Genomic DNA, 25,997 nt, shown 5'->3' on the forward strand with positions numbered 1-25,997 from the left:
GCAAATCCTTTCGCGTACTTGGCCCCTGTCTAGGGGAGATCGACACGCGTCAAATGCCTGTCTGCGACCCCTGCCTGCCGGGTTGCGCCGCCGGGATCAAGAGCGAGGCGTCGCCATAGGAAAAGAAGCGGTAGCGCGACGTAACGGCATGGGCGTAAATCTTTCGTATCGTTTCCGTTCCCATCAAGGCCGAGACCAGCATCATCAGGGTCGATCGCGGCAGGTGGAAATTGGTCATCAGCGCATCGGCGATGCGGAACCGATAGCCCGGGCGGATGAAGATATCGGTCTCCCCCACCCAGGGGTGCAGGCGGCCCGCCTCGTCGGCGGCGCTTTCGATCAGGCGCAGCGCCGTCGTGCCAACGGGAATGATCCGCCCACCCGCCGCCCGTGTCGCGTTGATTTCCGCCGCAGCGGCCTCGGTCACCTCGCCCCATTCGGCATGCATCTTGTGCGCCGAGACATCGTCGGTCTTGACCGGCAGGAAGGTTCCCGCGCCGACATGAAGCGTGACATGCGTGAAACTCACACCCCGCGCCCGCAATGCGGCCAGCAGCGCATCGTCGAAATGCAGCGAGGCCGTGGGCGCGGCGACGGCACCCGGGCGTGCGGCCCAAACGGTCTGGTAATCCTCGGTATCCTGCGCATCGGCTGGCCGTTTCGCGGCGATATAGGGCGGCAACGGCATCGCGCCCGCCTCGGCCAGCGCGGCGTCGAAATCCTCACCAACAAGGTTGAAGGCCAGCGTCACGTCCTGGGTGCCCTTCGCCACCACCTCGGCCGACAGCTTCTCGGAAAAGACCACGGTTTCGCCGGGCTTCAGCTTGCGCAGCGGCTTGGCCATCGCGCGCCACCGGCCGTCCGGCGCAGGCTCCATCAGCGTGACCTCGACCCGCGCCACGACCGGACCCTGCGCACTCTCGCGGCGGCGGGTGCCCGTCAGCCGCGCCGGGATCACCCGGGTGTCGTTCAATACCAGCCGATCACCCGGCCCCAGCAAGCCGGGCAGGTCGCGCACATGCAGATCGCGGACCCGCTCGCCCTCGGCCACCAAAAGCCGCGCCGCGGATCGCGGCCGGGCGGGCCGGGTCGCGATCAACTCGTCGGGCAGGTCGAAATCGAAATCCGACAGCTTCATTCCTCGTCCCCTGTCCCCGGCCGCGACTGAACCCTGGGCGGCGGCCCGCGAAAGATCTCACGGAACATGCCGGGCGTGAAGATCGACAGCGGGTTGACGCCCACCTCGGGGTCGCGCGCATCCCCCGTCAGCCGATAGTTGAACCCGAACAGACCCTCGCCCCGGCGCGTCAGGACCGACCCGATCGAGTTGAGCAAGTAGACGGGCGAGATCACCCCCTGCATGTCGATCCGGCGCCCGCGCGTGTCATAGACCCCCGCCATCGAAATACCCAGCGATGGGCCGATCGCGCTCGCGCGCTGCACCTCGATCGCACCGGGCAGCAAACGGAACTCCGCCTCGACATCCGAAAACATGAGCCCCTCGCCATCCAGCAGTTCGGCGATCCCGACGACCGAGATCGCGCTGAGCAGTTCGGCCAGTACCGGCGTCCCGCGCACCCGCAGCCCATCGATGCGTAGCCGCCCGCCATAGCGTCCCGGCGCGCCCGTGGGCTGCAGCACCAGATCGAGCGCCCCGCCACTAGCCCGGCCGTAGACGCCCGCGCCCCGCAGCGCGGCGCCCGCGTCCTCGGCGCGCACCCGGATCGCCGTGCCCCCCGAGGCGGTCGCCAGCGTCGCGACGACCGGGCCGCCGCCCTCCAGCATTGCCGATAGCTGGCCGTTCATCCCGCCCTGCCCCGACAACCGCCCGCGAACGCCGGACAGCACGATGCCGTCGCTCACGATCAGCCGGTCCAGCGCGATGTCGATCGCACCGCCCCCACGGGCAGCGCCCGCGCCTGCAAGCGACGTCGCGCGCAGGTCCACCGTTCCCCCGGTGACGGCGACCGCCGGCGCCTGCCCCGCGCCCCGCCCGCTCAAGACAACGGACGCATCCAGCCAGCCGCCCAAACGCACACGCGACAGGCGCGCCGCCTCAAGCCCCCCGCCCTGGGACAGCGCGACCGAACCCTCGACCGAAAGGCCCGGCGCCGAGACCGCCAACCGTTCGACCGCGGGCGACGGGCCCATGCGGCCCGCGAGTTCCAGTGCCCCAGCCGCGCCTTGGGGCTTGGACCAGCCCAGCCCCGGCACCTTAAGCGCCAGGCCCACCAGGTCGGAGTCCAGCGTGAAAAGCGGCGGTGCCTCGGGCGCCAGTTCGACCGTGAACCGCCCCACCGCGCGGCCGCTCAGGCTGCCATCGGGCAGACCGATGCCGAACTGCGCGTTCAACGCCTGAGACAGCTCCAGCGTGCCCTCCACCCTGCTGCGTCCGGCCCCCGCCTGGCCAGGTACCATCGTCCACGCGCCGCGCAGCGGGACGCCGTCCAGCCGCGCCGCACCGGAGATCGTCACCGCATCCGCAGCGGCGCCAAGCCTCAGGCGCTCGGCCTCGAACCGCCGCCCGGGCACCAGCCTTTCCGAGACCACGCCGGTCAGGTCGCCCGTCACCCGGTAGACCACATCCCCCAGTTCGATACCCTTGCGTAGCGGCAGCGAAAGATGCGTTTCCAGCGTCGCGGTGCCCTCGGCAAGGCCGGGGTCAAGCCCCGCCGCCGACGTGACCCCGAGGGGCGGCAAGTCGATCAGCGCCAACGCCGACGCGATCGTGCTGCGGGTGCGCAGGACGATCCGCGCCCTGGCGGGTTTCTCGGTGACGTCGGCGACCTGCAGGGTCGAACCGGTGACATCGACCGCCCCGGCACCCGGCACCGGCATCATCCCGCCCTCGACCGAAAGGGTATAGGTGCGGCCTTCGATGGTGGAATAGCCGCGGCCATCGCGGATCGCGGGAAAGGACTTGAGAACCCGCACCTCGGCATCGCGGAACGCATGGGTCAGCGAAATCCGCGGCGGGCCGTCTGGCGAGCGGCGCAGTGCGGCACGCACGTCGTAAAGCTCGCTCGTCAGGACGTTCTCGGCGAACCATGCCCGGGTCTTCCCCGCCACGCTCAGCGGCCATAACGCAAGCAGACGCTTGTCGCTGATCTCGGGGATCTCGGCATCGACCGACACGTCCCACCCCTCGGGCAGCGCGCGCACCACCCCGCGGCCACGATAGCTGCGCCCCCCGTCCAGCAGCACGACCTGGCCCAGCGTCGCGGTGAGCGGGTCAAGCCGCAGCTTCAGGTCCAGCGCCCCCCCGTTGAACACCGCCGGCGCCTCGAACACGCCCTCGGGGTCAAGCGCGACCTCGCGAAAGGCCAGTTGCCCGATCAGCGTCTCGGGCCAGCCGCCCTCCATGTCGCGCAGATAGGCGTGGCCTTCGGCCGTCATCCGCAGGACAGCGGTATCCAGCGCGATCTGGTCGAAATTCAGCCTCCGCGCCTCGGGATCGTAGGTGAAATAGGACTTGCCCGCGGCAAAGCCGATCGGCGGTGCGCCCCCCGCCGGGCGCAGAACCCCCGCGCCGATTTCCAGCGCGGCGCTCAAAGGGCCCAGCGTGCCGGCCGCGTCGACCTCGGTACGGATCGCCCCCGCGATCGGCGCATCGATCAGCGCCAGCGCGGCCAGCGCGGGCGACTGGGTCGCGATATCGGCGGATGCCACGTCCGAGAAGTTCGCCGCGAAACGCGCCGCCGGGCTGCCCTTGAGCGAGGTGAAATCGAAGGCCAGTTCCGCCGGCACCTCGCCCGCCCCTCGCAGCGAGAAGAACGCCCGCACCGCAACCTCGGCCTCGGTCTGGTCCAGCGTCATCAGCCCGTTCTCGACATTCCAGGTCCGGCCCGCCCGCGCGTCTTCGAAGATCAGACCCAGCCCCTCGATGCTGACCCCACGGATCGCGGCCAGGCCCGGCGACGAGAGGGCGCGGTCTATCTCGTCCAGCACCTCGCCCAGGCTGCCCGCCGCGCTGACCGGCGCCCCGGTGCCCCCCAACGCCAGGTCCAGCCGCCCGTCGGGCGCGCGCCTGAGCGTCAGCTCCGCCCCGCTCAGCGCCAGGTGGGTGACGTCGATCCGCCCGGACAGCAGCCCACGCCCCGACAGCGTCGCGCCGATCTCGGGCAGCGCGGCGATGTCGCGGCCGGCTGCGTCCAGCACAACGACATCGGTAAAGTGGATCGCGGGCAAGCTGTCGCGCGACACCAGCACGTCCATACCGCCGATGCGTACCTCGACCGGGGCGAACGCACTGTTCAGCCGCGCCTCGACCCGCTCGATCGCCCAGCCGGGCATCGCCACCATCCGTCCTGTCAGTGCCAGCCCCGCCAGGCCCGCCAACCCGACCAGCATGCCCAGGCTCAGCAACAGCCACAGCCCGAACCGCTGGTGCGGCTCGGTCCCCAGGTTCTGGCTTTCCGGTCCTGTCGTCCTGTCGTTCATCCCGACGGCCCGCCCCCGCGGCCCCGCGCAACGTGGCGCCGCGGTGGGTCCCCGCTTGCCTGCCCGCGCACGCCGCCTATTCTGTGCCGCGTCGCGCTACACCCTTGGCGCGTTCCTGCCAACCCGAAGGATACCAGGACCCATGATCGATACCGGCCAGACCGCGCCCGATTTCACCTTGCCCCAGGACGGCGGCGATGACGTCACCCTCTCGGCACTTCGCCCCGCCCCCGTGGTTCTGTATTTCTACCCCAAGGATGACACGTCGGGCTGCACGAAGGAAGCCATCGCCTTTTCCGGCCTCTTGTCCGAGTTCGAAGCCGCGGGCGCCAAGGCCTTCGGCATCTCCAAGGACAGCGTCGCCAAGCACGGCAAGTTCCGCTGCAAGCATGAATTGACGGTGCCGTTGCTATCGGACGAGAACGGCGATGTCTGCGAACGCTTCGGCACCTGGGTCGAGAAATCCATGTATGGCAAGAAATACATGGGGATCGAGCGGTCTACCTTCCTGATCGACGGCACGGGCCAGGTCGCGCGGGTCTGGCGCAAGGTCAAGGTCCCTGGCCATGCCGAAGAGGTACTCGACGCGGTGCGCGCGCTCTGAGCGCGCACACCCGGCGCTCGCCGCCGCCGGCGGACACCCCTCACCCCACGGGCGAAACCGGTGCCCGATTGCAACCGTTGCGCGGGAATCGGCGGAATCTTGCCCGATTTAGCGGGTCCGCGCGCCGGAAATATGTAAAAAGGCTTAAAAAACTTGCGACGACAGCATGCGCTGGCTAGTCACGGGAGCGTCAGACTCCCGCGCGGCGTAGCTGACCGACAACAAGGGCAGACGAGGCGAAGGCATTGACGAGGCGATTGTTCCACCGCATCGACATGGCGCTTGAGCGCTTTCTTCCCGAACAGAGACTGTTTCTGCGCACGGATCACAGCACACGCTTTGTGCGGCTGTCGCCAAGCGCCCAGGCGCTTGGCCTCGCCGGCGGCGCCACGGTTGTGGCATGGGCGATGCTGTCGACCGCGATCGTGCTGATGGACCAGGTGGGCGCCGACACGTTGCGCGATCAGACCAAGCGCGAACAGGCGCTTTATGACGACCGTCTGAATGCGCTGGCCGCCGAACGCGATGCCACCGCCGACGAAGCGAACGCCGCACGCAAGCGCTTCGAACTGGCACTGGACGAGGTGTCGCGCATGCAGTCGGAGCTTTTGGCATCGGAAGAACGCCGTCGCGAGCTGGAAACCGGGATGGACGTCCTGCGCCAGACCTTGCGCAAGACCATGGCCGAACGCGACGCCGCGCGCGCCCGCACGCGCGAGCTGGCGGCCGAGCGTGACGGCACGGCGGACGGCCGGCCGGTCGCCGAAGGACCGCGCGCGGCCGACGTCCAGGACACTCTGGCCTTCCTGACCGCTGCGCTGGAAGAAACCGCGATCGAGCGCGACACCGTGGCCGCCAATGCCGCCGCCGCCTTCGATCTGGCCGAGGCGCTGGCCTACGAACAGGAGCTGACCGCCGAGCGTAACGACCAGATTTTCGCCTCGCTCGAAGAGGCGCTGACCGTTTCGGTCGCGCCTCTGGACAAGATGTTCCAGGCGGCCGGGCTGTCCACCGATCAGTTGATCGAGCGCGTGCGCCAGGGCTATTCCGGCATCGGCGGGCCGCTGACCCCACTGTCCATGTCATCCAAGGGCGACGACGCGATGCCCGATCCCGATGAGCTGCGCGCCAGCGCGCTGATGGGGCGTCTGGACGAATTAAACCTGTACCGCATCGCCGCCGAAAAGCTGCCTTTCGCGCAGCCGTTGAAATCGGCCTATCGCTTCACCAGCCCGTTCGGAATGCGCCGCCACCCCACCTCCGGGGGCATGCGCATGCATGAAGGCGCGGATTTCGCGTCTGCCTACGGCACGCCGATCTACGCCACCGCGGACGGCATCGTGACCAAGGCGGGCTGGGTGTCGGGTTATGGCCGAATGGTCAAGATCCGCCACGAGTTCGGCCTTGAGACCCGCTACGGCCACATGGCCAGGCTGCATGTGAAAGAGGGCCAAAGGGTCTCGCGCGGAGACCGGATAGGTGATATGGGGAACTCCGGACGGTCGACCGGCACCCACCTCCACTACGAGGTGCGCGTCGACGGGAAACCCGTGAACCCCATGACCTACATCAAGGCAGCCAGAGATGTTTTCTAAAAGCAGGATCAACGAGCCGGGCCCCAAGGCCGGCGAACCGGAGAAGGGCAAGGCGGCCGAGGCAGGGATTCCCCGGCCCGGCGGCGACAGCCCGATCCCGACTGCGCCCAAGGCCAAGCCCCCGGCCTCCATGTTGTCCTCCGACCTTGTCGTGACGGGCAATCTCAAGACCACCGGCGACATCCAGATCGAAGGCACGATCGACGGCGACATCCAGGCCCACCTGCTGACCGTTGGCGAAAACGCCACCGTCCGCGGCGAGGTGATGGCCGATGACGTCGTGATCAACGGTCGGGTGATCGGCAAGGTGCGCGGCCTCAAGGTGCGCCTGACCTCGACCGCGCGGGTCGAAGGCGACATCATCCACAAGACCATCGCGATCGAAAGCGGCGCCCATTTCGAAGGGTCGGTCCAACGTCAGGACGATCCGCTGAACACCGGCAAGCGCGGCGCGCCCATTCCGGGCGCCAAGCCGCCGCATGTCCTTGGCGACGGCAATCCTGGCCAGAAACCGGCCGAAAACACCGCCACCAAGGGCTGAGTTCTCCAGGGAGGGGGAGACGGGGGCCCCGCGCCGGAAGCGGCCGGGGCCTCCGCACGTCCAGTGCTTGCGTTTGCGGACGGCCGAAACGAACCGGAAAACCGCAACATGTCCTCGCCCCTGATACGGGGATGTCGGGTCGTGCAATAACCGGGAGTCCTGTCGCTGGTGGGACAGGAGTTCATATAAGACCGACCCGTGCCGCGATAGCCCATCGATCCCGTCATCCATGTCCCGATGGCCTCGGCTTGCCCGCTGGCCTTACGCCCCCGCGCTCAGTCGATTGGTGGCGAGAGCGGTTGGACCTCGCCCGCCTCCAACACACCGGCGATCTCGTCCGCGACGTGGCCGCTGCCGCCCCGTAGCAGTGGAATGATACCCAGGCACAGGCTGGACACCAGTGCCGTAAGCATCACCCATTCGACGCTCACGGCACCGGCTTCGTTCAGGCTAAGCCGCCTGAATGATTTGCTGAAATTCACTTGCTACCCCACCACTCGGAAAGACATCGAAGAATGCCTGATCGAAACCTGTCCCGAACACGACCGGAACAGGGCCAAACTAGGGTGGAAATGCGGCGAATTCAGGGAATGAACCGCAGTTATCCGGAAACGATCCCGACACGCGCGCCAGGACTGTCCGCGCCGAGGCGGCGGATCACGTCCTATTCGTCGGCCTGCGCCTCGGCCCGGCTCTTGCCGGCCACGTCAAGCGCCAGCGTCGCCGCCATGAACTGGTCCAGATCGCCATCCAGAACGCCCGATGTGTCCGAGGTTTCCACCCCGGTGCGCAGGTCCTTGACCATCTGATAGGGCTGCAGCACGTAAGACCGGATCTGGTTGCCCCAGCCGGCCTCGCCCTTGGCCTCGTGCTGGGCGGTGATCTCGGCGTTCCGGCGGTCCAGTTCCAGCTGGTACAGACGCGACTTCAGCGCCTTCATGGCGATGTCGCGGTTCTGGTGCTGGGATTTCTCGGAACTCGTCACGACGATCCCGGTGGGAATATGGGTGATCCGTACGGCGGAGTCGGTGGTGTTGACGTGCTGCCCCCCGGCCCCGGACGAACGGTAGGTGTCCACCCGGATGTCGGACGGGTTCACCTCTATCTCGATATTGTCGTCGACCACCGGGTAGACCCAGACCGAGCTGAACGAGGTATGCCGCCGCGCCGCGGAATCGTAGGGCGAGATGCGCACCAGCCGGTGCACACCCGATTCCGATTTCAACCAGCCATAGGCATTGTGCCCGGTAATCTTGTAGGTCGCCGACTTGATCCCGGCCTCTTCCCCCGCGCTTTCCGATTGCAGCTCGACCTTGTAGCCGTGCTTTTCGGCCCAGCGGACATACATCCGCGCCAGCATGCTGGCCCAGTCGCAGCTTTCGGTGCCGCCCGCGCCCGCGTTGATCTCGAGGAAGGTATCGTTGGCATCCGCCTCGCCGTCCAGCAGCGCCTCGAGCTCTTTCTGTGCGGCCTTCTCCTTCAGCGCCTTCAGCGCCGCCTCGGCCTCGGTCACGACCTCCTTGTCGCCCTCCATCTCGCCCAGTTCGATCAGTTCGATATTGTCGTCCAGATCGCGGCGGATGGCCTTGTAGGTGTCGATCGCATCGACCAGCGCCTGGCGCTCGCGCATCAGTTTCTGCGCGCGCTCGGGATCGTTCCACAGGTCGGGATCCTCGGTCATCGCGTTGAACTCTTCCAGCCGGTGCTCGGCCGTGTCCCAGTCCATCCGCTGTGCCAGAAGCTTCAGCGACTTGCGAATGTCCTCGACGGTGTTCTGCGCCTCTGCACGCATGGAGCCAGTGCCCTTTTCAAGCTGTCGTCCGACGGTATCAGGTGGGGGTGATAGCCCGCCCTGCAAGGACGGGCAAGCCGTGAGCCGAGCACCGCGCTAGTAGAGCCCGCCCGAGGACAGCGTTCCGAAATTGGCCTTGGGGCCTACAACCGCCTTGCGGCCGGTCGAGGTCGTCACCTCCTGCGCGGGCGCGGCAGGGTCCGGTTCCCCCTCGCCGCGGCCGAACAGCGGCAGGTCGGACCCCATCGCGAACCCGCCATCGACCAGCGCGCCCAGCCCGAAGATCGGTTCCTCTCCCAGGCGGAAATACTCGGCCACGACGTGTTCGCCCTGCGCGTCATCGGGAAGGCGCGCACCGGAATAGCGGTCGATCTTGATGAAACGCCCGCCCGGCGGCACCTTGAACGGCCCGCCGCCGTATTTCGCAGTGGCCTTCTGCATGAACTCGTTGAACACCGGCGCGCACAGCGTGCCGCCCGCCGCCCGCGCGCCCAGAGATCGCGGCCGGTCATAGCCCATGTAGCAGCCCGCAACGATGTTCGAGGTAAAACCGACGAACCAGACGTCGCGCGCGTCGTTCGTGGTGCCAGTCTTGCCCGCGGTCGGCACACCGAGATTGATACGTCCCGCCGCGGTGCCGCGTTCGACCACGCCGCGCATCATCGAGGTCAGCTGATAGGCGGTGATCGCGTTCATCACCCTTTCGCGGTCCGACACGATGGTGGGCGCGACGCCGGGCGGCAGGTTCGGGTCGCCGCAATCGACACAATCGCGCGTGTCGTGCCGATAAACCGTCGTGCCCCACCGGTCCTGCACCCGGTCGACCAGCGTCGGCTCGACCCGTTCGCCGCCATTGGCGAACATCGCGTAAGCCGCCACCATCCGGTAAAGCGTGGTCTCCTGGCTGCCAAGCGCATTAGCCAGGAACGGTTCCAGCCGGTCGTAAACACCGAAGCGTTCGGCATAGCCGGCCACGGTTTCCATCCCGATTTCCTTGGCCAGCCGCACGGTCATCAGGTTGCGCGACCGCTCGATCCCGGTGCGGAGCGGCGCGGGCCCATAGAACCGGTTCGAGGCGTTCTTGGGCCGCCAGACACCGCCGCCCGTATCCACCTCGATCGGCGCGTCGATGATGATCGTGGCCGGCGTGAACCCGCTGTCCAGCGCCGCGGCGTATACGAAGGGCTTGAAGGACGAGCCGGGCTGGCGCGTGGCCTGCGTGGCGCGGTTGAACACCGAGTGCTGGTAGGAAAACCCGCCCTGCATCGCCAGCACGCGGCCGGTATTGACGTCCATCGCAACGAACCCGCCCTGCACCTCGGGCACCTGGCGCAGGGTCCAGCGGATGAAACTGCCATCATCATCCGACACCATCCGGCGCACATGGACGACGTCGCCTGGCTCGAAATTCTGGAACAGGTCACCCTTGAACCACGAGGTATCCGTTCGCGGCACCTCCTGTGTGCCCTCCACGCCCTCGACCCCGATCACCAGGCGCTGATCCTCGACACCCAGCACCACGGCCGGCAGCCAGGGCGTTTCCAGATCGATGTCGCGGGCCACATCGACGGCGGACAGCGCCTCGCGCCAGGCGGCCTCGTCGCCCAGCGTGGCCGGATCGATCCTCTTGCCAGTGCCGCGCCACACGCCCTGCCCGCGGTCGAAATCCTCCAACGCGCGGCGCAGGGCCTTGGCGGCCTCGACCTGCATCTCGGGGTCGATGGTCGCACGGATCGTCAGGCCGCCGCCGAAGAACTCGCCCTCGCCGAAATCCTCGGACAGCTGGCGGCGGATCTCGTCGGTGAAATAATCGCGCGGCGGCAGGCTGACCGAGAACGGCGGGTAATCGCCATTCTGCACCGTTTTCAAAGGCGCGGCCTTGGCCGCCTCGTAGGCGGCCTGATCCAGGTAGCCATTGTCGAACATCTCGCGCAGCACATAGTCGCGCCGCTCGATCGCGCGATCCCTGGCGCGGACCGGATGGTACGTCGACGGCGCCTTGGGCAGCGCGGCCAGATAGGCCGCCTCCTGCGGTTCCAGCTGGGCCAGCGTCTTGTTGAAATAGGTCTGCGCGGCGGCCGCCACGCCATAGGAATTCTGCCCCAGGAAGATCTCGTTGAGATAGAGTTCAAGGATCTTGTCCTTGCTCAGCGTCTTCTCGATCCGGGTGGCGAGGATCAGTTCCTTGATCTTGCGCTCGCCCGTGCGTTCCCCGCCCAGGAGGAAGTTCTTCATCACCTGCTGGGTGATGGTCGAGGCGCCCCTCAGCGTCTCGCCCCGGCTTTGCACCGCCTCGACGATGGCCGCCACGATCCCGCGCGCGTCATACCCCTTGTGCGTGTAGAAATTCTTGTCCTCGGCCGAGATGAAGGCCTGTTTCACAAGGTCGGGGATTTCCTCGGCCGAGGCGAACAGACGGCGTTCATCGGCGAATTCGTCGATCAGGCGACCCTCGCCGGAATAGATCCGGCTGATCGTCTTGGGCTGGTAGCTGGCCAGGTCCTCGTGGTCGGGCAGATCGCGGGCATACATCCAGAAGATCGCGCCGATCATCATCGCGGTGCCGATAAGGCCCAGGGTGATGAAGGTATACACCACCCCGAACGCATTTAGGATGAACCGGATCACGCTGTCCCTACCCTTGCCGTTCGCATTGCCCTGTATACGCGCCGACCCGCGCCGGGTCAAAAACGAAGGCCGCGGGCCGCGCCGTTTGACGCCATGCCAACGGTCACATCGCCGGGAGGTCGCGCCATCCCCCCTAGCGGCGCAGCAAGTCCGCCTGCGCGGCGTCCTCGGCCGCCCAGGCATCCAACGCGCCCGCAATGCCTGCGATCGCCCGGGCCCGCCACGCGGGCGACACCAGGTTCGCGCGGTCGGTTTCCGATGACAGGAACCCCAGTTCAACCAGCACCGAGGGGATGTCGGGCGATTTCAGCACCGAGAACGCCGCCGACAGCCGCGGCCGCTTGTGCAGGCGGCCGACATTTGCGCGCAGACCCGCGACGATCGCCTCGGCCAGCCGGTCCGACCGCGGCGCGGTCTCGGTGCGGGCGAGGTCCATCAGCACGGTCGCGATCTCGTCGTCCTTGTCGGTCAGGTCGACCCCCGCCAGCAGCGCGTCCCGGTCGTGGCGTTCGGCCAACAGCGCCGAGGCCTCGTCGGACGCAGTTTCCGACAGGGTGTAAACGGTCGCCCCCGTGGCATGCCCATCGGCCAGCGCGTCGGCATGCAGCGACAGGAAGACGTCCGCCTGTGCGGCGCGCGCGATGTCGATCCGGGTTTCCAGCGGCACGAAATGGTCGCCGTCTCGGGTCAGGACAGGGTCGTGCCCGGCCCGCGTCAGCGCCTCGGCCAGTTCGCGGGCCAAGGTCAGCATCAGGTCGGCCTCGCGCAGCCCTTCGCGCTCGGCGCCCGGGTCGATGCCGCCATGGCCCGGGTCGATCACGACGCGCAGTGGCCGGGTGCCATCCTGCCGGGGCCGCGGCGGGACCAGAACCTCGGCCGGCGGCAGACCCCACAGCGCGGCCTCGGGCGGACGGCTCGCCGCGGCGAATTCGCCCGGGTCGGCTGGCCCAAGCACCACCGCCAGGCGTGCCACCCCCGTGACCGGATCGCGCGGCATCTCGGCGGTTTCGATGGTAAAGGGACCGGCCAGTTCCAGAACCAGCCGCGACCAGCCGGGCCGTACCGCCCCGGCCCTCGCGCCGCGAACCTTGCCCGTGGAGATCAACGCCGCAGGATCGGCACCGCGCCAATCGACCTCGCGGAAATCGGCGACCAGCCGCGGCGGCGTGTCCAGCGTGTAGACCCGATAGGGCACGGGCTGCGACAGCGCCAGCGTGATCCTCAGCCCCGGCCCGTCCTCGGCCACCGCCGAATGTGCCATGTCCGGCCGGGCGAGCGCCGTCAGCCCCTCGGCCACCGCCGGGCACAGTCCGACCGGCGACACCAGCGTAGCCAGCGCAAGGCGCAGGAGGATTACCGAAAGTCGCATGTCTGCCCGATCTCATTTTTTTTTCGCCAGCATAACGCAGGACGCGCCGAGGCGGAACCGCGCGCGACCGCCCCGGGAAAAACGAAACGGCCGCCCCAAGGGACGGCCGCCGATCCGTGATGACGCGCAGCTTAGGCGTTCGACAGACGCTCGGCCACGTTTTCCCAGTTCACCAGGTGGTCGAGGAAGTTCGTCAGATACGCCGGGCGCTTGTTGCGGAAGTCGATGTAGTACGAATGTTCCCACACGTCGCAGCCCAACAGCGCTTTCTGGTCAAAGCACAGCGGGTTGACGCCGTTCTCGGTCTTGGTGACCTTCAGCGTGCCGTCGGTATCGACCACCAGCCAGCACCAGCCCGACCCGAACTGTCCTGCACCGGCCGCCGAGAACTCTTCCTTGAACTTCTCGACCGACCCGAAGGCGTCCTTGATGCGTGCCTCCAGTTCAGAGGGCATGGCCGATTTGCCCGGCCCCATCATCTCCCAGAACTGGCAGTGATTCCAATGCTGCGAGGCATTGTTGAAGATGCCGTTCTGGGCAACGGCGCCCTTCTGGTAGGTGCCCTTGACGATGTCCTCGACGGGCTTTCCTTCCCACTCGGTCCCCGCGATCAGCTTGTTGCCGTTGTCGACATAGGCCTTGTGGTGCAGGTCGTGGTGATACTCCATCGTCTCCTTCGACATGCCCAGGTCGGCAAGCGCGTCATGGGCATAGGGAAGGTCGGGAAGTTCGAAAGCCATGGGGCCCCCCTTTTGGTTAATGATCTGCGTCACTTTGCCCTAGATGGAGGCGCTTCGGGGGGAAGGTCAAGCCCCGTCGGGGAAATAGCCCACCGCCGAGCCGGGCGCCGCCGCCCCGGCCAGAAGGTCGAAGACATACCCCGCCACCGAGCGGAAACAGACCAGCGTAAAGCCGTCCTCCCCCGCCCCGATCGCCACCGGCACCTGGGCCAGCCGCGTGCGGCGGAACATGCCCGGCGGAAACGCATCCGGCGCCATGTCTGCGGGCGTCAGCTTGGCCAAAACCTCGCGCGCCTGCGGCCCCGAGACGCGAAAGACGGCGCGGGCGTCCGACACGTCTGCGGCGGTGGCGTGCAACCCTTTCAGCGCCGCCTCCAGCGCGGCAACAGCGACCGCGGCCTGCCCATGGGGCACGAACAACAACAGCTCGTCGGGCGACATCCAGGCCGCGCCGCGCCCCTCTGCATTGAACCAGCCAAGCGGCCCGGGCACAGGACCCCCCGCCACGGTCTTGACCGCGGTCCCGACCTTGCGGGCAGTGAGGTCCGCGCGCAGCGTGACCATGCCCTGAACCGGCGCTTCCTCGATGGTGGCGATCCCGTCGAACCGGGCACCGGCCAGTGCGGTGACTGCGTCAGACATTCTGCTTCTCCCCTTCCGGGTCGTAGAACACGGGGCTGACGATGCGCGCCTTGACCGTGGTGCCGTCGGTGCGCGCGAACTCGATCACCTCGCCCATCCGTTCGGGTCCGCTCTTTACCAGCCCCATCGCGATCCCGCGCCCCAGCGTCGGCGAATGATAGGTCGACGTCACCCGCCCCTGCACGTTGCGCTGGCCGTTGGCGTTCTTGCCCCCGGCCACCGCGTAGGCGCCATCGGGCAGGACCGAACCGTCCAGCGTCGACAGGCCGACCAGTTTCCAGCGGTCGGGATCGGTCATGTGAGAACGTTCCTGTGCGCGCTTGCCGATGAAATCGTCCTTCTTCTTCGACACCGCCCAATCAAGGCCAAGGTCCTGCGGAATCACGGTTCCATCGGTCTCGTCCCCGATCATGATGAACCCCTTTTCGGCGCGCATGACGTGAAGCGCCTCGGTGCCGTAGGGCATCACGCCCAGATCGGCGCCGGCGGCCAGGCACGCATCCCAGAGTTCGCGGCCTCGGCCCGCCGGCACGGCAACCTCGAAGCTGAGTTCGCCAGAGAAAGAAATGCGGTAGACCCGAACCGGGATGCCGCCCAGCGTGCCTTCGGCCCAGCCCATGAAGGGCAACGCGTCCTTGGACAGGTCGATATCGCCCCCCAGTTTCTCGAGCAATGTCCGTGCCTTGGGGCCAACCACGGCGACCTGGGCATATTGTTCGGTCAGGTTGACCACGTGCACCTTGAGGTCCCACCACTCGGTCTGAAGCCATTCCTCCAGGTGCTGGTGAATGTGATCCGCACCGCCCGAGGTGGTGTGACACAGGAAGCTGTCGTCGGTCAGGCGGGCGACGACGCCGTCGTCCATGAGGAAACCGTTTTCGGAACACATCAGGCCGTACCGGCAGCGGCCGGGTTTCAGCGTGGACATCATGTTGGTGTAGACGAGATCGAGGAATTTCCCCGCATCCGGCCCCTTGACCAGCAGCTTGCCCAATGTAGAAGCGTCCAGCAACCCCACGTTTTCACGTGTATTTTTCACCTTCCGCCCAACCGCGTCGGCCACCGTCTCGCCCTTGCGCGGATAGCAGTAGGGGCGGTGCCATTGAGCGACGGGTTCGAAACGGGCGCCGTTTTCGACGTGCCAGGCGTGGATGGGCGTTCGGCGCAGGGGTTGGAAGGTCTTTCCACGCGCCTCGCCGGCGATCGCGCCAAGGGTCAGGGGCGTGTAGGGCGGGCGGAAAGTGGTGGTACCGACCTGCGGGATCGCCTCGCCCAATGCATCAGCAAGGATCGCCAAGCCATTGATGTTGCTAAGCTTGCCCTGATCGGTCGCCATGCCCAGCGTGGTATAGCGCTTGGTGTGCTCGACGCTTTCATACCCCTCGCGCGCCGCCAGCTGGACGTCCGAAACCTTTACGTCGTTCTGGTAATCGAGGAACATTTTCATCCGCGCAGCAGGCTCGGCCCGGCGCGGCATGACCCATATGAATTCCATATGATTCTCATATGAATCCGATATGACTTTTTCGCGGATCTCGGCCTTGAACCCGACCGCCTGCGCCGCCGTAGCCCCGGCCCGTCCGGCATCGTTCAGACACTCCCCGGACCGCAGCGCGCCCGAAGCCGCGCCCGCGGGAACGACGAAGGGGCGACCGTCCGCCCCGGTCGGTGCCCGGTCGGGGTCGGGACGGAACATGCCGAACCGCTCGTCCCAGGTCAGCTTGCCGCCGCAATGGGACCAAAGGTGCACCACCGGCGACCAGCCCCCCGACATGGCGACCGCGTCGCAGGCGATGATCTCGGACGGCATGGCCAGCCCGTTCACCGGGCCGATGCCGACGCCGGTCACGCGCTTGCCGCCCTTGACCTTGACCACGGCCATGCCCGTCCGCACCGGCACACCGCGCGCCCGCACGGCCTGGGGCAAGGGACCGTCGGCGGTGTCGCGGGCGTCGACGATGGCGGGCACCGTCAGCCCCGCGTCCAGAAGCGTCAGCGCGGTGCGATAGGCGTCGTCGTTGTTCGTGACGATCACCGTGCGCCCACCGGGCGCGACGGCCCAGTTCACCACGTAATCGCGCACCGCCGAGGCCAGCATCACGCCGGGAACGTCATTGCCGGGGAAGGCCAGCGGACGTTCGATGGCCCCCGTGGCGGTGACGATCTGTTTCGCCCGGATCTTCCACAGCCGATGGCGGGGCCCGGGCGCATCGGGGGCGTGGTCGGTCAGCCGTTCATGGGCCAGCACATAGCCATGGTCATAGACACCGGCGGCCTGACAGCGCAGGCGCAGCGTCACGTTTTCCATCTTTTCAAGATGTTGCAGGGCGTCCTTGACCCATTCTTCGGGCGACTGCCCGTCGATCTGCCCGCCATCCACGGGGGCGCGCCCGCCCCAATGGGCGGCCTGCTCGACCAGCAGCACGCGCGCGCCCGCCCGGCCCGCGACCAAAGCGGCCTCGATGCCCGCGACGCCACCGCCGACCACCAGAACATCCACATGGGCGTGGAAATGTTCATAGGTGTCGGGGTCGGCCTCGGTCGGAGCGCGGCCCAGGCCCGCGGACTGGCGGATGACGGGTTCATAGACATGCTTCCAGAAGGCGCGCGGCCAGAGGAAGGTCTTGTAATAGAAGCCCGCGGGCAGGAACCGGGCCAGCCGCGCGTTCAGCGCGCCGATGTCGAACTCCAGCGAGGGGAAACGATTCTGGCTTTCGGCCACCAGCCCGTCGAAAAGTTCCGTCATCGTGGCGCGCTGGTTCGGTTCGAACCGGCCGCCCGTGCCAAGGCCCACCAGCGCGTTCGGCTCCTCGGCCCCCGAGGCGATCAGCCCGCGCGGGCGGTGATACTTGAACGACCGACCGACCAGCATGCGGTCATTGGCCAGAAGGGCCGCGGCCAGCGTGTCGCCAGCAAAGCCGGCATGCTCGGCCCCGTCGAAGGTGAAGCGGCAGGGGGCGGCGCGGTCGATCAGCCGGCCGCCGGTATCGAGGCGAAAGCTCATGCGCCGCCCTCCCATTCGAAGCCGGGATGTTTCGCGGCGATCCTGTCGAGAATGTCCCGGGGCGGTTCGGTAACCTGCGCGGAATAGGTTCCGAACACTTCCAGCGTGACGGTGTCGCGCGCGGCATGGAACCACTTGCCGCAGCCATGGGCGTGGCGCCAGCGTTCGAAATGCACGCCCTTGGGGTTCTTGCGGTGGAACAGGTAGGATTCGAACGTGGCATCGTCCGAGCCGGGGCCGAAGCGCGTCAGGTGCGCCTCGCCGCCCGGGGCCAGTTCGGTTTCGTCCGCGGCCACGCCGCAGACGGGACAGGTCAACAGAAGCATGGCGCCCCCTCGGTCTGGAAATCGGTCAGACGGGAGAGGGCGCGGGCCTGCGCCCCCTTATTCTTCGGGCAGCGGGTAGACCTGGACAGTCTTGTTGCCGTCGCCGCCGTAGATCTGCGCACCCACGACGCCGAAGAAGATCGGCACCAGAAGGCCGGCAACGATGCCGATCCACTTGGCGGCGGATTCAGGAACGATGACGTCGTACTTGTCGTCGGACATGGGCGGCTCTCCGAATTGCGTTTGGGCCACGTTATGCGAGGCGTCCGGGGCCGCGTCAAGGCGACCAAACGCGCACGGGGGCTGCCTGCGACAGTGCGGCCCAGGGCGGTCGGCGCCCGACCCGCCCGGTTTCGGCGCGGCGTGATGCGAAGGACGGGCCCGGTCAATGCGCCACCCCCGCGGCCACGCTTTCGTCGATGAAGCGGCCCTCGCGGAAGCGGTCGAGCCCGAAGGGCGCGGCCAGTGGCCCGGGTTCGCCCCTGGCCACCAGTTCGGCCATGGCCCAGCCCGAGCCGGGGATCGCCTTGAACCCGCCGGTGCCCCAGCCGCAATTGATGAAACAATTGCCCAGGGGCGTCTTCGACAGGATCGGCGAGCGGTCGCCGGTCATGTCGACGATGCCGCCCCACTGGCGCAGCATTTTCAGCCGGGTGATGATCGGGAAGGTCTCGCACAGCGCGCGGACGGTTTCCTCGATATGGTGGAAGCTGCCGCGCTGGGTGTAGTTGTTGAACCCGTCAGCGCCGCCGCCGATCACCAGTTCGCCCTTGTCCGACTGGCTGAGATAGCCGTGGACGGTATTGGCCATGACGACGACGTCGATCACGGGCTTAATCGGTTCGGAAACCATCGCCTGAAGCGCCACGGATTCGATGGGCAGGCGGAACCCGGCCATGTCCGCCAGAACGCCGGAATGGCCGGCCACGACGATCGCCAGCTTGCCGCAGGTGATGGCGCCCTTGGTGGTCTCGACGCCGGTGACCTGGCCTGCCTTTTGCCGGATCGCCGTCACCTCGCTTTGCTGGAGGATGTCCATGCCCATGGCCGAACAGGCCCGCGCATAGCCCCAGGCAACCGCGTCATGGCGCGCGGTGCCGCCGCGGGGCTGCCAGAGCGCGCCGAGGACCGGGTAGCGCGGCCCGTCGATGTTCATGATCGGGCAGAGTTCCTTGACCCGCTGCGGCCCGATATACTCGGTCGGGATGCCCTGGAGGGCGTTGGCATGCGCGGTGCGTTTCCAGCCGCGGACCTCGTGTTCGGTCTGGGCCAGCATCAGCACGCCGCGGGGGCTGAACATGACGTTGTAGTTCAGGTCCTGGGACAGGTCCTCGTAGAGGCTGCGCGATTTCTCGTAGATCGCGGCCGAGGGGTCCTGCAGGTAGTTCGAACGGATGATCGTGGTGTTGCGGCCCGTGTTGCCGCCACCCAGCCAGCCCTTCTCGATCACCGCCACGTTGCGGATGCCGAAGCGTTTCCCGAGATAATAGGCGGTCGCCAGCCCATGCCCGCCCGCGCCCACCACGATCACATCATAGTGAGATTTCGGCGCCGGAGAGGTCCAGGCCCGTTCCCACCCGGCGTGATAGCGCATCGCTTCGCGGGCGACGGCGAAGGCGGAATAGCGTTTCATGGCAACAGGCACCCCCTTGTTTGACGGGCTTTCGCCGGCCCCTTCATGCACCGGGACCGGCCCCGCCCCCTGCCCGCCAGCGGCATGCCATCGAAGGAACGCGACATGGGGCGGCGCGGGCGGCGGCCGGGCGCTTTGCCCTTCCGATTCCGGCCCGCCCGTAATAGATCGGCGGGTGAGGCAGAAAAAGGGGTGGAACCTCATGGTATTCACGTTCGTCGCCCTGGGGCTTGCCGCGGTGATCGCGGCGCTGTTGACCGTCACGCTGATCCGCGGCCGGTCCGGCGACGAGCCGCCCGCGGCCTATGACCTGCGCGTCTATCGCGAGCAGCTGCGCGAGGTGGACAGGGACCTGGCCCGCGGCGTCATCACCGAGGAAGAGGCCGGGCGCATCCGCACCGAGGTGTCGCGCCGGGTGCTGGAGGCCGACCGCAAGCTGAAGGACCAGTCGGGCGGCACCCAGGCCCCCCGCACGGTCAGCCTGGTCACCGGCACGCTGGTTCTGGCGCTGCTGCTGGGCGGGGCCTGGGCCATCTACAGCCGGATCGGTGCGCCGGGCTTTGCCGACCAGCCCCTCAAGACACGCCTGGCCGACGCGGCGGAGTTCCGCGCCGAGCGGATGCGCCAGGCCCAGGCCGAGGCCGAGGCGCCGCCGATCCCGATGCCGCCCCCCGACCCCGAGCACCTGAAACTGGTCGACCGGCTGCGCGCGGTGGTGGCCGAGCGCGGCGACGACCTGCGCGGTTTCCTGCTGCTGGCCCGCAACGAGGCCGCGCTGGGCAATTTCGACGCCGCCTATGCCGCCCAGTCGAAGGCCATCGAACTGAAGGACGGTCGCGCCACCGCCGAGGATTACGCCACCATGGCCGACATGATGGTACTTGCCGCGGGCGGCTATGTCTCGCCCGAGGCGGAGGGCGTGCTGGAAAACGCGCTGAACCGCGACCCGAGGAACGGCACGGCGCTGTATTACTGGGGGCTGATGCATATCCAGACCGGCCGTCCCGACATCGCCTTTCGCGTGTGGCGCGAATTGCTGAGCGTGTCCGAGGCTGGCGATCCGTGGCTGGAGCCCGTGCGCAACCAGATCGCGGACCTGGCGTGGTATGCGGGCGATGACGACTATACCCCGCCGCCCCTGCCCGAAGGCGCGGCCCCCGGCCTGCGCGGCCCCTCGGCCGAGGACATGGAGGCCGCCGCCGAGATGACGCCCGAACAGCGCCAGGAGATGATCCGCAACATGGTCGCGGGCCTGTCCGACCGGCTGGCGCGCCAGGGCGGCAGCCCCGAGGAATGGGCACAGCTGATCCGCGCGCTGGGCATCCTGGGCGATACCGGGCAGGCCGGTGCGATCTGGGCCGAGGCGCAACAGGTCTTCGGCCCGCATCCAGAGGCGCTGGACACCGTGCGCGCGGCCGCCCAGGCCGCCGGCGTCGCCGAGTGAGCGTCTTCGACACGCCCGAGACCTTTGCCGCCGCCCTGCCCCGCCACGGCGCGCTGGTGGGGCTGGATTTCGGGGAAAAGACCGTGGGCGTGGCGGTGTCGGACGCGTTCCGGTCGGTCGCGACACCGCTGGAGACGATCCGCCGCAAGAAATTCACGCAGGACGCGGCGCGCGTTCTGGAGATCGCCGGGGGGCGATCGGCGGCGGGCCTGCTGCTGGGCCTGCCGCGCAACATGGACGGGACCGAGGGGCCGCGCTGCCAGTCGACCCGCGCCTTTGCCCGAAACCTGTCGCGGCTGACCGACCTGCCCATCGGGTTCTGGGACGAACGCCTGTCGACGGTGGCCGCCGAACGCGCGCTGCTGGAGGCCGACGCCTCGCGCAAGCGCCGCGCGGAAGTGATTGACCACGTGGCGGCGGGCTATATCCTGCAAGGGTTCCTTGACCGATTGCGCCATCTGAAGGACGCGCCATGAGCGAAGACCGCCCCTCCCGCGTCGCGGGCGCCATCGAAAGCCCCTGCACGCGGGTCTGCGTGGTCGACCCGAAAAGCCGGCTGTGCACGGGATGTTTGCGGTCGATCGACGAGATCACCGCGTGGACCCGGATGAGCCCCGCCGAGCGGCGCCAGATCATGGGCGAGTTGCCGGGCCGCCGCGGGCTGCCGGGCGGCGCAGGCTGAGGTTTTTCAACGCCCGACCGCGTGGTTTCGGGTTTCGCCCCGGCTGTCGCCGGGCCGACCCGCGCGGGGGGCGCCGCCCCCCGCGACCCCCCGGGGTATTTGAGCCAAGAAGAAGATCGACGCGGAATCGGGCGGCGATGGCCCGCCGCCTGCCGGTCAGGGGCGGCGCGTTGCGAGCGCGTCGGCCAGCATGCTGCGCAAGAGGGCCGCGTCGATGTCGGAGGTAACGAAGGCCCGGCCGATGCCGCGGGCGAGGATGAAGCGCACCCGCCCGTCCTGCACCTTCTTGTCCTGCGCCATCAGGTCGATCAGCGCGTCGGCCTCGGGCAACGCGCCGGGGATGTCGGCGAGGTCTTTCTTCATGCCCATCGCGGCGAGGTGGGCGCGGACGCGGGAGGGGTCTTCCTGGGAACAGAGGCCCATGCGGGCCGACAGCTCGAACGCCAGCGCGCAGCCGATGGCCACGCCCTCGCCATGCAGGAGCCGGTCGGAATAGCCGGTCGCGGCCTCGAGCGCGTGGCAGAAGGTGTGGCCGAGGTTCAGAAGCGCGCGGTCGCCCTGTTCGGTTTCGTCACGCTCGACGATGGCGGCCTTCATCTCGCAGGAGCGGCGCACGGCGTGGATGCGCGCGGCCATGTCGCCCGCGGCCAGCGCGGGGCCGTTCGCCTCGAGCCAGTCGAAGAAGGCGGCATCGCCCAGGAGGCCGTATTTCACCACCTCGCCGTAGCCGGCCAGGAAATCGCGCGGGGCCAGCGTTTGCAGCACGCCGGTATCGGCCAGCACCAGGCTGGGCTGGTGGAAGGCGCCGATCAGGTTCTTGCCGAGGGGGGAGTTGATGCCGGTCTTGCCGCCGACCGAGCTGTCGACCTGTGCCAGAAGCGTGGTGGGCACCTGCACGAAGCGCACCCCGCGGCGCAGCACCGCCGCGGCGAACCCCGCGAGATCGCCGATCACGCCCCCGCCGAGTGCCACCACCATGTCGCGGCGTTCGACCTTTTGTTCGATCAGCCATTCCACGGCGCGCGAGAATTGCGGCCAGCCCTTGGTCGCCTCGCCGGGGGGAAGGGCGAGCGCGGGGGCCTCGTCGATGCCGGACGCGGCGAGGCCCGCGCGCAACGCGTCGAGGTGCAGCGCGGCGACGGTTTCGTCGGTCAGGATCGCGACGCGGGGGCGCGCGAGCAGCGGGCCGATCTCGGCGCCGGCGCGCGCCAGAAGGCCCGGGCCGATGCGGATGTCATAGGCGCGGCCCGGCAGGGCCACATGCACGGTTTCAACAGCCTGGGTCACGCCACCTCCAGCACGTCGGGCCGGGACAGCAGCGCGTCGCACACCCTGTCGGCCATGTCCTCGATCGAATAGCGCGGGTCGGCCCGGACAGCCAGATCGGCCAGCGCGTAGAACGGTTTGCGCGCGTGATACAGCTGCGCGAGCGTGCCGCGGGGATCGTCGGTGCGCAACAGCGGGCGGGTGGTCTTGTGCCGCACGCGGTTCCACAACAGGTCGAGATCGGCATCGAGCCAGACCGACACGCCCCGGGCCGAGATCGCGGCCCGGTTCGCCGCCGACAGGAACGCCCCGCCGCCGGTCGACAGCACCGCCGGTTCCTCGTCCAGAAGGCGGGCGATGACCTGCGATTCCTTCTCGCGGAAGAACGCCTCGCCGTCGCGTTCGAAAATCTCGGCGATGGTCATGTTCGCGGCCTTGACGATCTCGGCATCCGAATCGCGGAACGGCACGTCGAGCTTGCGCGCGAGTGCGGTGCCCACGGCGGTCTTGCCCGCGCCCATCAGCCCCACCAGGGCGATGGTTTTCTTCAGCCGTGCCGCCACCTCCGGCAACCTCCCGCCAAGTTGCGAATTTCGGCCCTTCAATGGCGTGAACTTGGCCCGAATGCCAGTTATAATCGGATCAAAGCGGGAAACGCGCGAACGGACAAGGAAGGCAGAGCAGTATGGTGCGGCTACTCAAGGCACTGATCTTTCTGGTAATCGTGGGGTTCATCGGGCTGGTGGGCTTTGCCTATCTGGGCGACATGACGCCCCAGCAGGCCGAGGTGAAGGAAAGCCGGACACTCGATGTGGACTAGACCGCGCCCGGCGCTGGTCGGGCTGGCCCTGGCGTGCGGCGCCATCGCGGGGCCGGCGGCGGCGGAAAAGCCGCTGTCGGCGATCGACTGGCTGTCAGATTCGGTGACCCAGCCGGCGGTGCGCGCGGCCCCGCCGGCGCTGAGCCCGGGGCCCCGCACCGAGCCGATCGAGGTCACCCCCCTGACGGGCACCAGCGCGGATGCGGTGGGGTTGCTGCCGGCGCAGGTTTCGGGGCTGCCGCGCGACCTGTGGGGGCCGGGCCGGCCGGCCGAGATCGCCCGGGCGATCCGCGCCGAGCGGGTGGACACCCTGCCCGCGATCCAGGCGCTGCTGTTCACGCTGTTGCTGTCGGAACTGGACCCGCCGGAGGGCGCGCGGGCGGACAAACGCGGCGTGCTGTTGCTGGCGCGGCTGGACAAGCTGCTGGACCTGGGCGCGCTGGACCAGGCGCAGGCGCTGGTGGAACGCGCGGGGCCGACCGACCCGGAACTGTTCCGCCGCTGGTTCGACATCTCGCTTTTGACCGGGCAGGAGGACCGCGCCTGCGCGGCGATGCGCGCCACGCCCGACGTGGCGCCGACCTTTCCGGCGCGGGTGTTCTGCCTGGCGCGCGGCGGCGACTGGAATGCCGCGGCGCTGACGCTGGAGACGGCGCGCGCTCTGGGCTTCATCAGCGACGAGGACGACGAGTTGCTGGCGCGGTTCCTGGACCCGGAACAAGCCGAGGGCGCCCCGCCCCTGCCCGCGCCGACGCGGCCCAGCCCGCTGATCTTTCGCATGCGCGAAGCGGTGGGCGAGCCGTTGGCCACCACGCGGCTGCCGCTGGCCTTTGCGCGGTCCGACCTGCGGTCGAACGCGGGCTGGAAGGCGCGGATCGAGGCGGCGGAGCGGCTGGCGCGCACCGGGGCGCTGCCGCCGAACCAATTGCTGGGCATCTGGACCGAGCGGAAACCGGCGGCCTCGGGCGGGCTGTGGGACCGGGTCGCCGCGCTGCAGGCGTTCGACGTGGCGATGCTGGCGGGCAAGCCGGGGCCGGTGGCGCGTGCGCTTGGCCCGGCCTGGGCGGCGATGGTGGCGGCCGAACTGGAGGTGCCGTTCGCCCAGCTTTACGGCACGCGCCTGGCCCGGTTGGAGCTGGAGGGAGAGGCGGCGCGGCTGGCCTTTCGGATCGGGCTTTTGGGCGACGACTACGAGGCGATCGCGCAGGCCCGACAGCCCGCCAGTGCCGAGGAAGGATTCCTGATCGCGCTGGCCACCGGCGAGCTGGACGGGGTGTCGCCGCCCGATCCGCTGGGCGCGGCGCTGATCGACGGGTTCGGGCCGGGGGCCGATCCGGGCGCGGCGCAACTTCGGCTGCTGGCCGACGGGCGGTTGGGCGAGGCGATCCTGGCCGCGATCGACCTGATCACCGATGGCGCGCGCGGCGATATCGGCGATGTCACCCGCGCCCTGGCCGTGCTGCGCAAGGTGGGGCTGGAATCGGTCGCGCGGCAAAGCGCGCTGCAACTGATGCTGCTGGAGCGGCGGGGATGAGCCGGGACGCGGCGCGCTGGATCGCGACCTTCCTGGAGGCGCAGGCCGCCGAGCAGGACGCCGCGACCAACACCCAGCTGGCCTATGCGCGCGACCTGAAGGCCTTTGCCGACTGGCTGGGCGCCCGCGGGCAGGGATTCGAGGCGGTGCGCGAACGCGACATCACCGCCTACCTGGTGGCCTGCGAGGCCGAGGGGTTGGCGGTGTCGACCCGGGCGCGGCGGCTGTCGGCGATCAAGCAGCTGTTCCGATTTGCCTATGACGAGGGCTGGCGCGGCGACAACCCGGCCTTGCAGATCAAGGGGCCGGGCAAGGCGCGCCGCCTGCCGAAGACCCTGAGCCACGAGGAGGTCGACCGCCTGCTGGCCGCCGCCGAGGCCAGCCCGCGCGAAGCGCTGCGCAACACCTGCCTGGTGCAGGTGCTGTATGCCACGGGGATGCGGGTGAGCGAGCTGGTCTCGCTGCCGGTGGCGGCGGCGCGGGGCGATCCGCGGATGCTGCTGATCCGGGGCAAGGGCGGCAAGGAACGGATGGTGCCGCTGTCGCCGCCGGCGCGCGCGGCACTGGCGGCCTGGCTGGTGCAGCGCGACGCCGCCGAGGAAGCCGCCCGCGCGAATGGCGTGGCGCCCAGCCGGTTCCTGTTCCCCTCGCGCGGCAAGCTGGGCCACCTGACGCGGCACCGGTTCTATTCCCTGATCAAGGAGATCGCGGTTGCCGGCGGCATCGATCCGGCCAAGGTCACGCCGCATACGTTGCGCCATGCCTTTGCCACGCACCTGCTGGCGGGCGGCGCGGACCTGCGCTCGATCCAGACGCTTTTGGGGCATGCGGATGTCTCGACGACCGAGATCTATACCCATGTTCTGGACGAACGGCTGAAAAGGCTGGTTCTGGAGCATCACCCGCTGGCCCGCGAGACCGACGCGACTTGAACGGG

At 68.5% G+C, this 25,997-nt stretch carries 23 protein-coding genes; 9 read left to right on the top strand and 14 right to left on the bottom strand.

Going from position 1 to position 25,997, the window contains the following annotated elements; all coding sequences use genetic code 11:
• Positions 1-49 precede the first annotated feature (49 nt).
• Positions 50-1,138, bottom strand: a complete 1,089-nt coding sequence (gene queA / locus EV662_RS06245) for a tRNA preQ1(34) S-adenosylmethionine ribosyltransferase-isomerase QueA (protein ID WP_132461301.1) — start codon at positions 1,136-1,138, stop codon at positions 50-52.
• Positions 1,135-4,440, bottom strand: a complete 3,306-nt coding sequence (locus tag EV662_RS06250; protein ID WP_132461302.1) for a hypothetical protein — start codon at positions 4,438-4,440, stop codon at positions 1,135-1,137. The genes queA and EV662_RS06250 overlap by 4 nt, the downstream gene beginning before the upstream one ends.
• Positions 4,441-4,582: 142 nt before the next feature.
• Between EV662_RS06250 and EV662_RS06255 the strand changes: the two genes are divergently transcribed.
• The 3 genes from EV662_RS06255 (at position 4,583) to EV662_RS06265 (ending at position 7,180) form a co-directional block, all read left to right on the top strand.
• Positions 4,583-5,044 carry a peroxiredoxin gene (locus tag EV662_RS06255; RefSeq protein ID WP_132461303.1) on the top strand — a complete coding sequence of 154 codons (462 nt, stop codon included), beginning with the start codon at positions 4,583-4,585 and terminating at the stop codon, positions 5,042-5,044.
• Positions 5,045-5,289: 245 nt separating this feature from the next.
• The gene (locus EV662_RS06260; RefSeq protein ID WP_243695790.1) at positions 5,290-6,639 is read left to right on the top strand and encodes a M23 family metallopeptidase; all 1,350 of its coding nucleotides are present in this window, start codon (positions 5,290-5,292) and stop codon (positions 6,637-6,639) included.
• Entirely contained in the window at positions 6,629-7,180 is a 552-nt protein-coding gene (locus tag EV662_RS06265) for a bactofilin family protein (RefSeq protein ID WP_132461304.1), read from the top strand. The genes EV662_RS06260 and EV662_RS06265 overlap by 11 nt, the downstream gene beginning before the upstream one ends.
• 275 nt (positions 7,181-7,455) lie before the next feature.
• Here EV662_RS06265 and EV662_RS06270 read toward each other — a convergent pair whose 3' ends face one another.
• The 10 genes from EV662_RS06270 to EV662_RS06310 form a co-directional block, all read right to left on the bottom strand.
• The gene (locus EV662_RS06270; RefSeq protein ID WP_132461305.1) at positions 7,456-7,662 is read right to left on the bottom strand and encodes a hypothetical protein; all 207 of its coding nucleotides are present in this window, start codon (positions 7,660-7,662) and stop codon (positions 7,456-7,458) included.
• Positions 7,663-7,844: 182 nt separating this feature from the next.
• Entirely contained in the window at positions 7,845-8,972 is a 1,128-nt protein-coding gene (prfB, locus tag EV662_RS06275) for a peptide chain release factor 2 (RefSeq protein WP_132461306.1), read from the bottom strand.
• 96 nt (positions 8,973-9,068) lie between these two features.
• Positions 9,069-11,600 (bottom strand): penicillin-binding protein 1A, encoded by a 2,532-nt coding sequence (locus tag EV662_RS06280; protein ID WP_132461307.1) that lies wholly within the window; start codon positions 11,598-11,600, stop codon positions 9,069-9,071.
• A gap of 133 nt (positions 11,601-11,733) precedes the next feature.
• The gene (locus EV662_RS06285; protein ID WP_132461308.1) at positions 11,734-12,969 is read right to left on the bottom strand and encodes an N-acetylmuramoyl-L-alanine amidase; all 1,236 of its coding nucleotides are present in this window, start codon (positions 12,967-12,969) and stop codon (positions 11,734-11,736) included.
• A gap of 131 nt (positions 12,970-13,100) precedes the next feature.
• Positions 13,101-13,709 (bottom strand): superoxide dismutase, encoded by a 609-nt coding sequence (locus EV662_RS06290; protein WP_132461309.1) that lies wholly within the window; start codon positions 13,707-13,709, stop codon positions 13,101-13,103.
• Positions 13,710-13,775: 66 nt separating this feature from the next.
• Positions 13,776-14,351: a sarcosine oxidase subunit gamma gene (locus EV662_RS06295; protein ID WP_132461310.1), complete on the bottom strand. Its 576-nt coding sequence runs from the start codon at positions 14,349-14,351 to the stop codon at positions 13,776-13,778.
• Positions 14,344-17,355: a sarcosine oxidase subunit alpha family protein gene (locus EV662_RS06300; RefSeq protein ID WP_132461311.1), complete on the bottom strand. Its 3,012-nt coding sequence runs from the start codon at positions 17,353-17,355 to the stop codon at positions 14,344-14,346. Before EV662_RS06300 ends, EV662_RS06295 begins: the two co-directional genes overlap by 8 nt.
• The gene (locus EV662_RS06305) at positions 17,352-17,681 is read right to left on the bottom strand and encodes a sarcosine oxidase subunit delta (protein ID WP_132461312.1); all 330 of its coding nucleotides are present in this window, start codon (positions 17,679-17,681) and stop codon (positions 17,352-17,354) included. The genes EV662_RS06300 and EV662_RS06305 overlap by 4 nt, the downstream gene beginning before the upstream one ends.
• A gap of 57 nt (positions 17,682-17,738) precedes the next feature.
• Positions 17,739-17,903: a hypothetical protein gene (locus EV662_RS19480; RefSeq protein ID WP_165915542.1), complete on the bottom strand. Its 165-nt coding sequence runs from the start codon at positions 17,901-17,903 to the stop codon at positions 17,739-17,741.
• A gap of 163 nt (positions 17,904-18,066) precedes the next feature.
• Positions 18,067-19,314 (bottom strand): sarcosine oxidase subunit beta family protein, encoded by a 1,248-nt coding sequence (locus EV662_RS06310; RefSeq protein WP_132461313.1) that lies wholly within the window; start codon positions 19,312-19,314, stop codon positions 18,067-18,069.
• A 202-nt stretch (positions 19,315-19,516) separates the two neighbouring features.
• Between EV662_RS06310 and ccmI the strand changes: the two genes are divergently transcribed.
• Genes ccmI through EV662_RS06325 form a run of 3 tightly spaced genes read left to right on the top strand, consistent with a single transcriptional unit; the run spans position 19,517 to position 21,440 of the window.
• Positions 19,517-20,758: a c-type cytochrome biogenesis protein CcmI gene (ccmI, locus tag EV662_RS06315; RefSeq protein ID WP_132461314.1), complete on the top strand. Its 1,242-nt coding sequence runs from the start codon at positions 19,517-19,519 to the stop codon at positions 20,756-20,758.
• Entirely contained in the window at positions 20,755-21,234 is a 480-nt protein-coding gene (ruvX, locus tag EV662_RS06320) for a Holliday junction resolvase RuvX (protein WP_132461315.1), read from the top strand. The genes ccmI and ruvX overlap by 4 nt, the downstream gene beginning before the upstream one ends.
• Complete coding sequence (locus EV662_RS06325) at positions 21,231-21,440, top strand: DUF1289 domain-containing protein (RefSeq protein ID WP_132461316.1); 210 nt, start codon at positions 21,231-21,233, stop codon at positions 21,438-21,440. Before ruvX ends, EV662_RS06325 begins: the two co-directional genes overlap by 4 nt.
• 156 nt (positions 21,441-21,596) lie before the next feature.
• On the opposite strand, the gene aroB is transcribed toward EV662_RS06325, so the two are convergent.
• Positions 21,597-22,727 (bottom strand): 3-dehydroquinate synthase, encoded by a 1,131-nt coding sequence (gene aroB / locus EV662_RS06330; protein ID WP_132461317.1) that lies wholly within the window; start codon positions 22,725-22,727, stop codon positions 21,597-21,599.
• A complete protein-coding gene (locus tag EV662_RS06335) occupies positions 22,724-23,269 on the bottom strand; it encodes a shikimate kinase (protein ID WP_132461318.1) in 546 nt (181 codons plus the stop codon). Before EV662_RS06335 ends, aroB begins: the two co-directional genes overlap by 4 nt.
• Before the next feature lie 122 nt (positions 23,270-23,391).
• On the opposite strand from EV662_RS06335, the gene EV662_RS20020 reads away from it, so the two are divergent.
• Genes EV662_RS20020 through EV662_RS06345 form a run of 3 tightly spaced genes read left to right on the top strand, consistent with a single transcriptional unit; the run spans position 23,392 to position 25,992 of the window.
• Positions 23,392-23,526, top strand: a complete 135-nt coding sequence (locus tag EV662_RS20020) for a hypothetical protein (protein ID WP_279533232.1) — start codon at positions 23,392-23,394, stop codon at positions 23,524-23,526.
• The gene (locus EV662_RS06340) at positions 23,516-25,060 is read left to right on the top strand and encodes a hypothetical protein (RefSeq protein WP_132461319.1); all 1,545 of its coding nucleotides are present in this window, start codon (positions 23,516-23,518) and stop codon (positions 25,058-25,060) included. Before EV662_RS20020 ends, EV662_RS06340 begins: the two co-directional genes overlap by 11 nt.
• Positions 25,057-25,992, top strand: a complete 936-nt coding sequence (locus EV662_RS06345; RefSeq protein WP_132461320.1) for a site-specific tyrosine recombinase XerD — start codon at positions 25,057-25,059, stop codon at positions 25,990-25,992. The genes EV662_RS06340 and EV662_RS06345 overlap by 4 nt, the downstream gene beginning before the upstream one ends.
• Positions 25,993-25,997 lie beyond the last annotated feature (5 nt).

It is taken from the genome of Rhodovulum marinum (assembly GCF_004343075.1).
GTDB lineage: Bacteria > Pseudomonadota > Alphaproteobacteria > Rhodobacterales > Rhodobacteraceae > Rhodovulum > Rhodovulum marinum.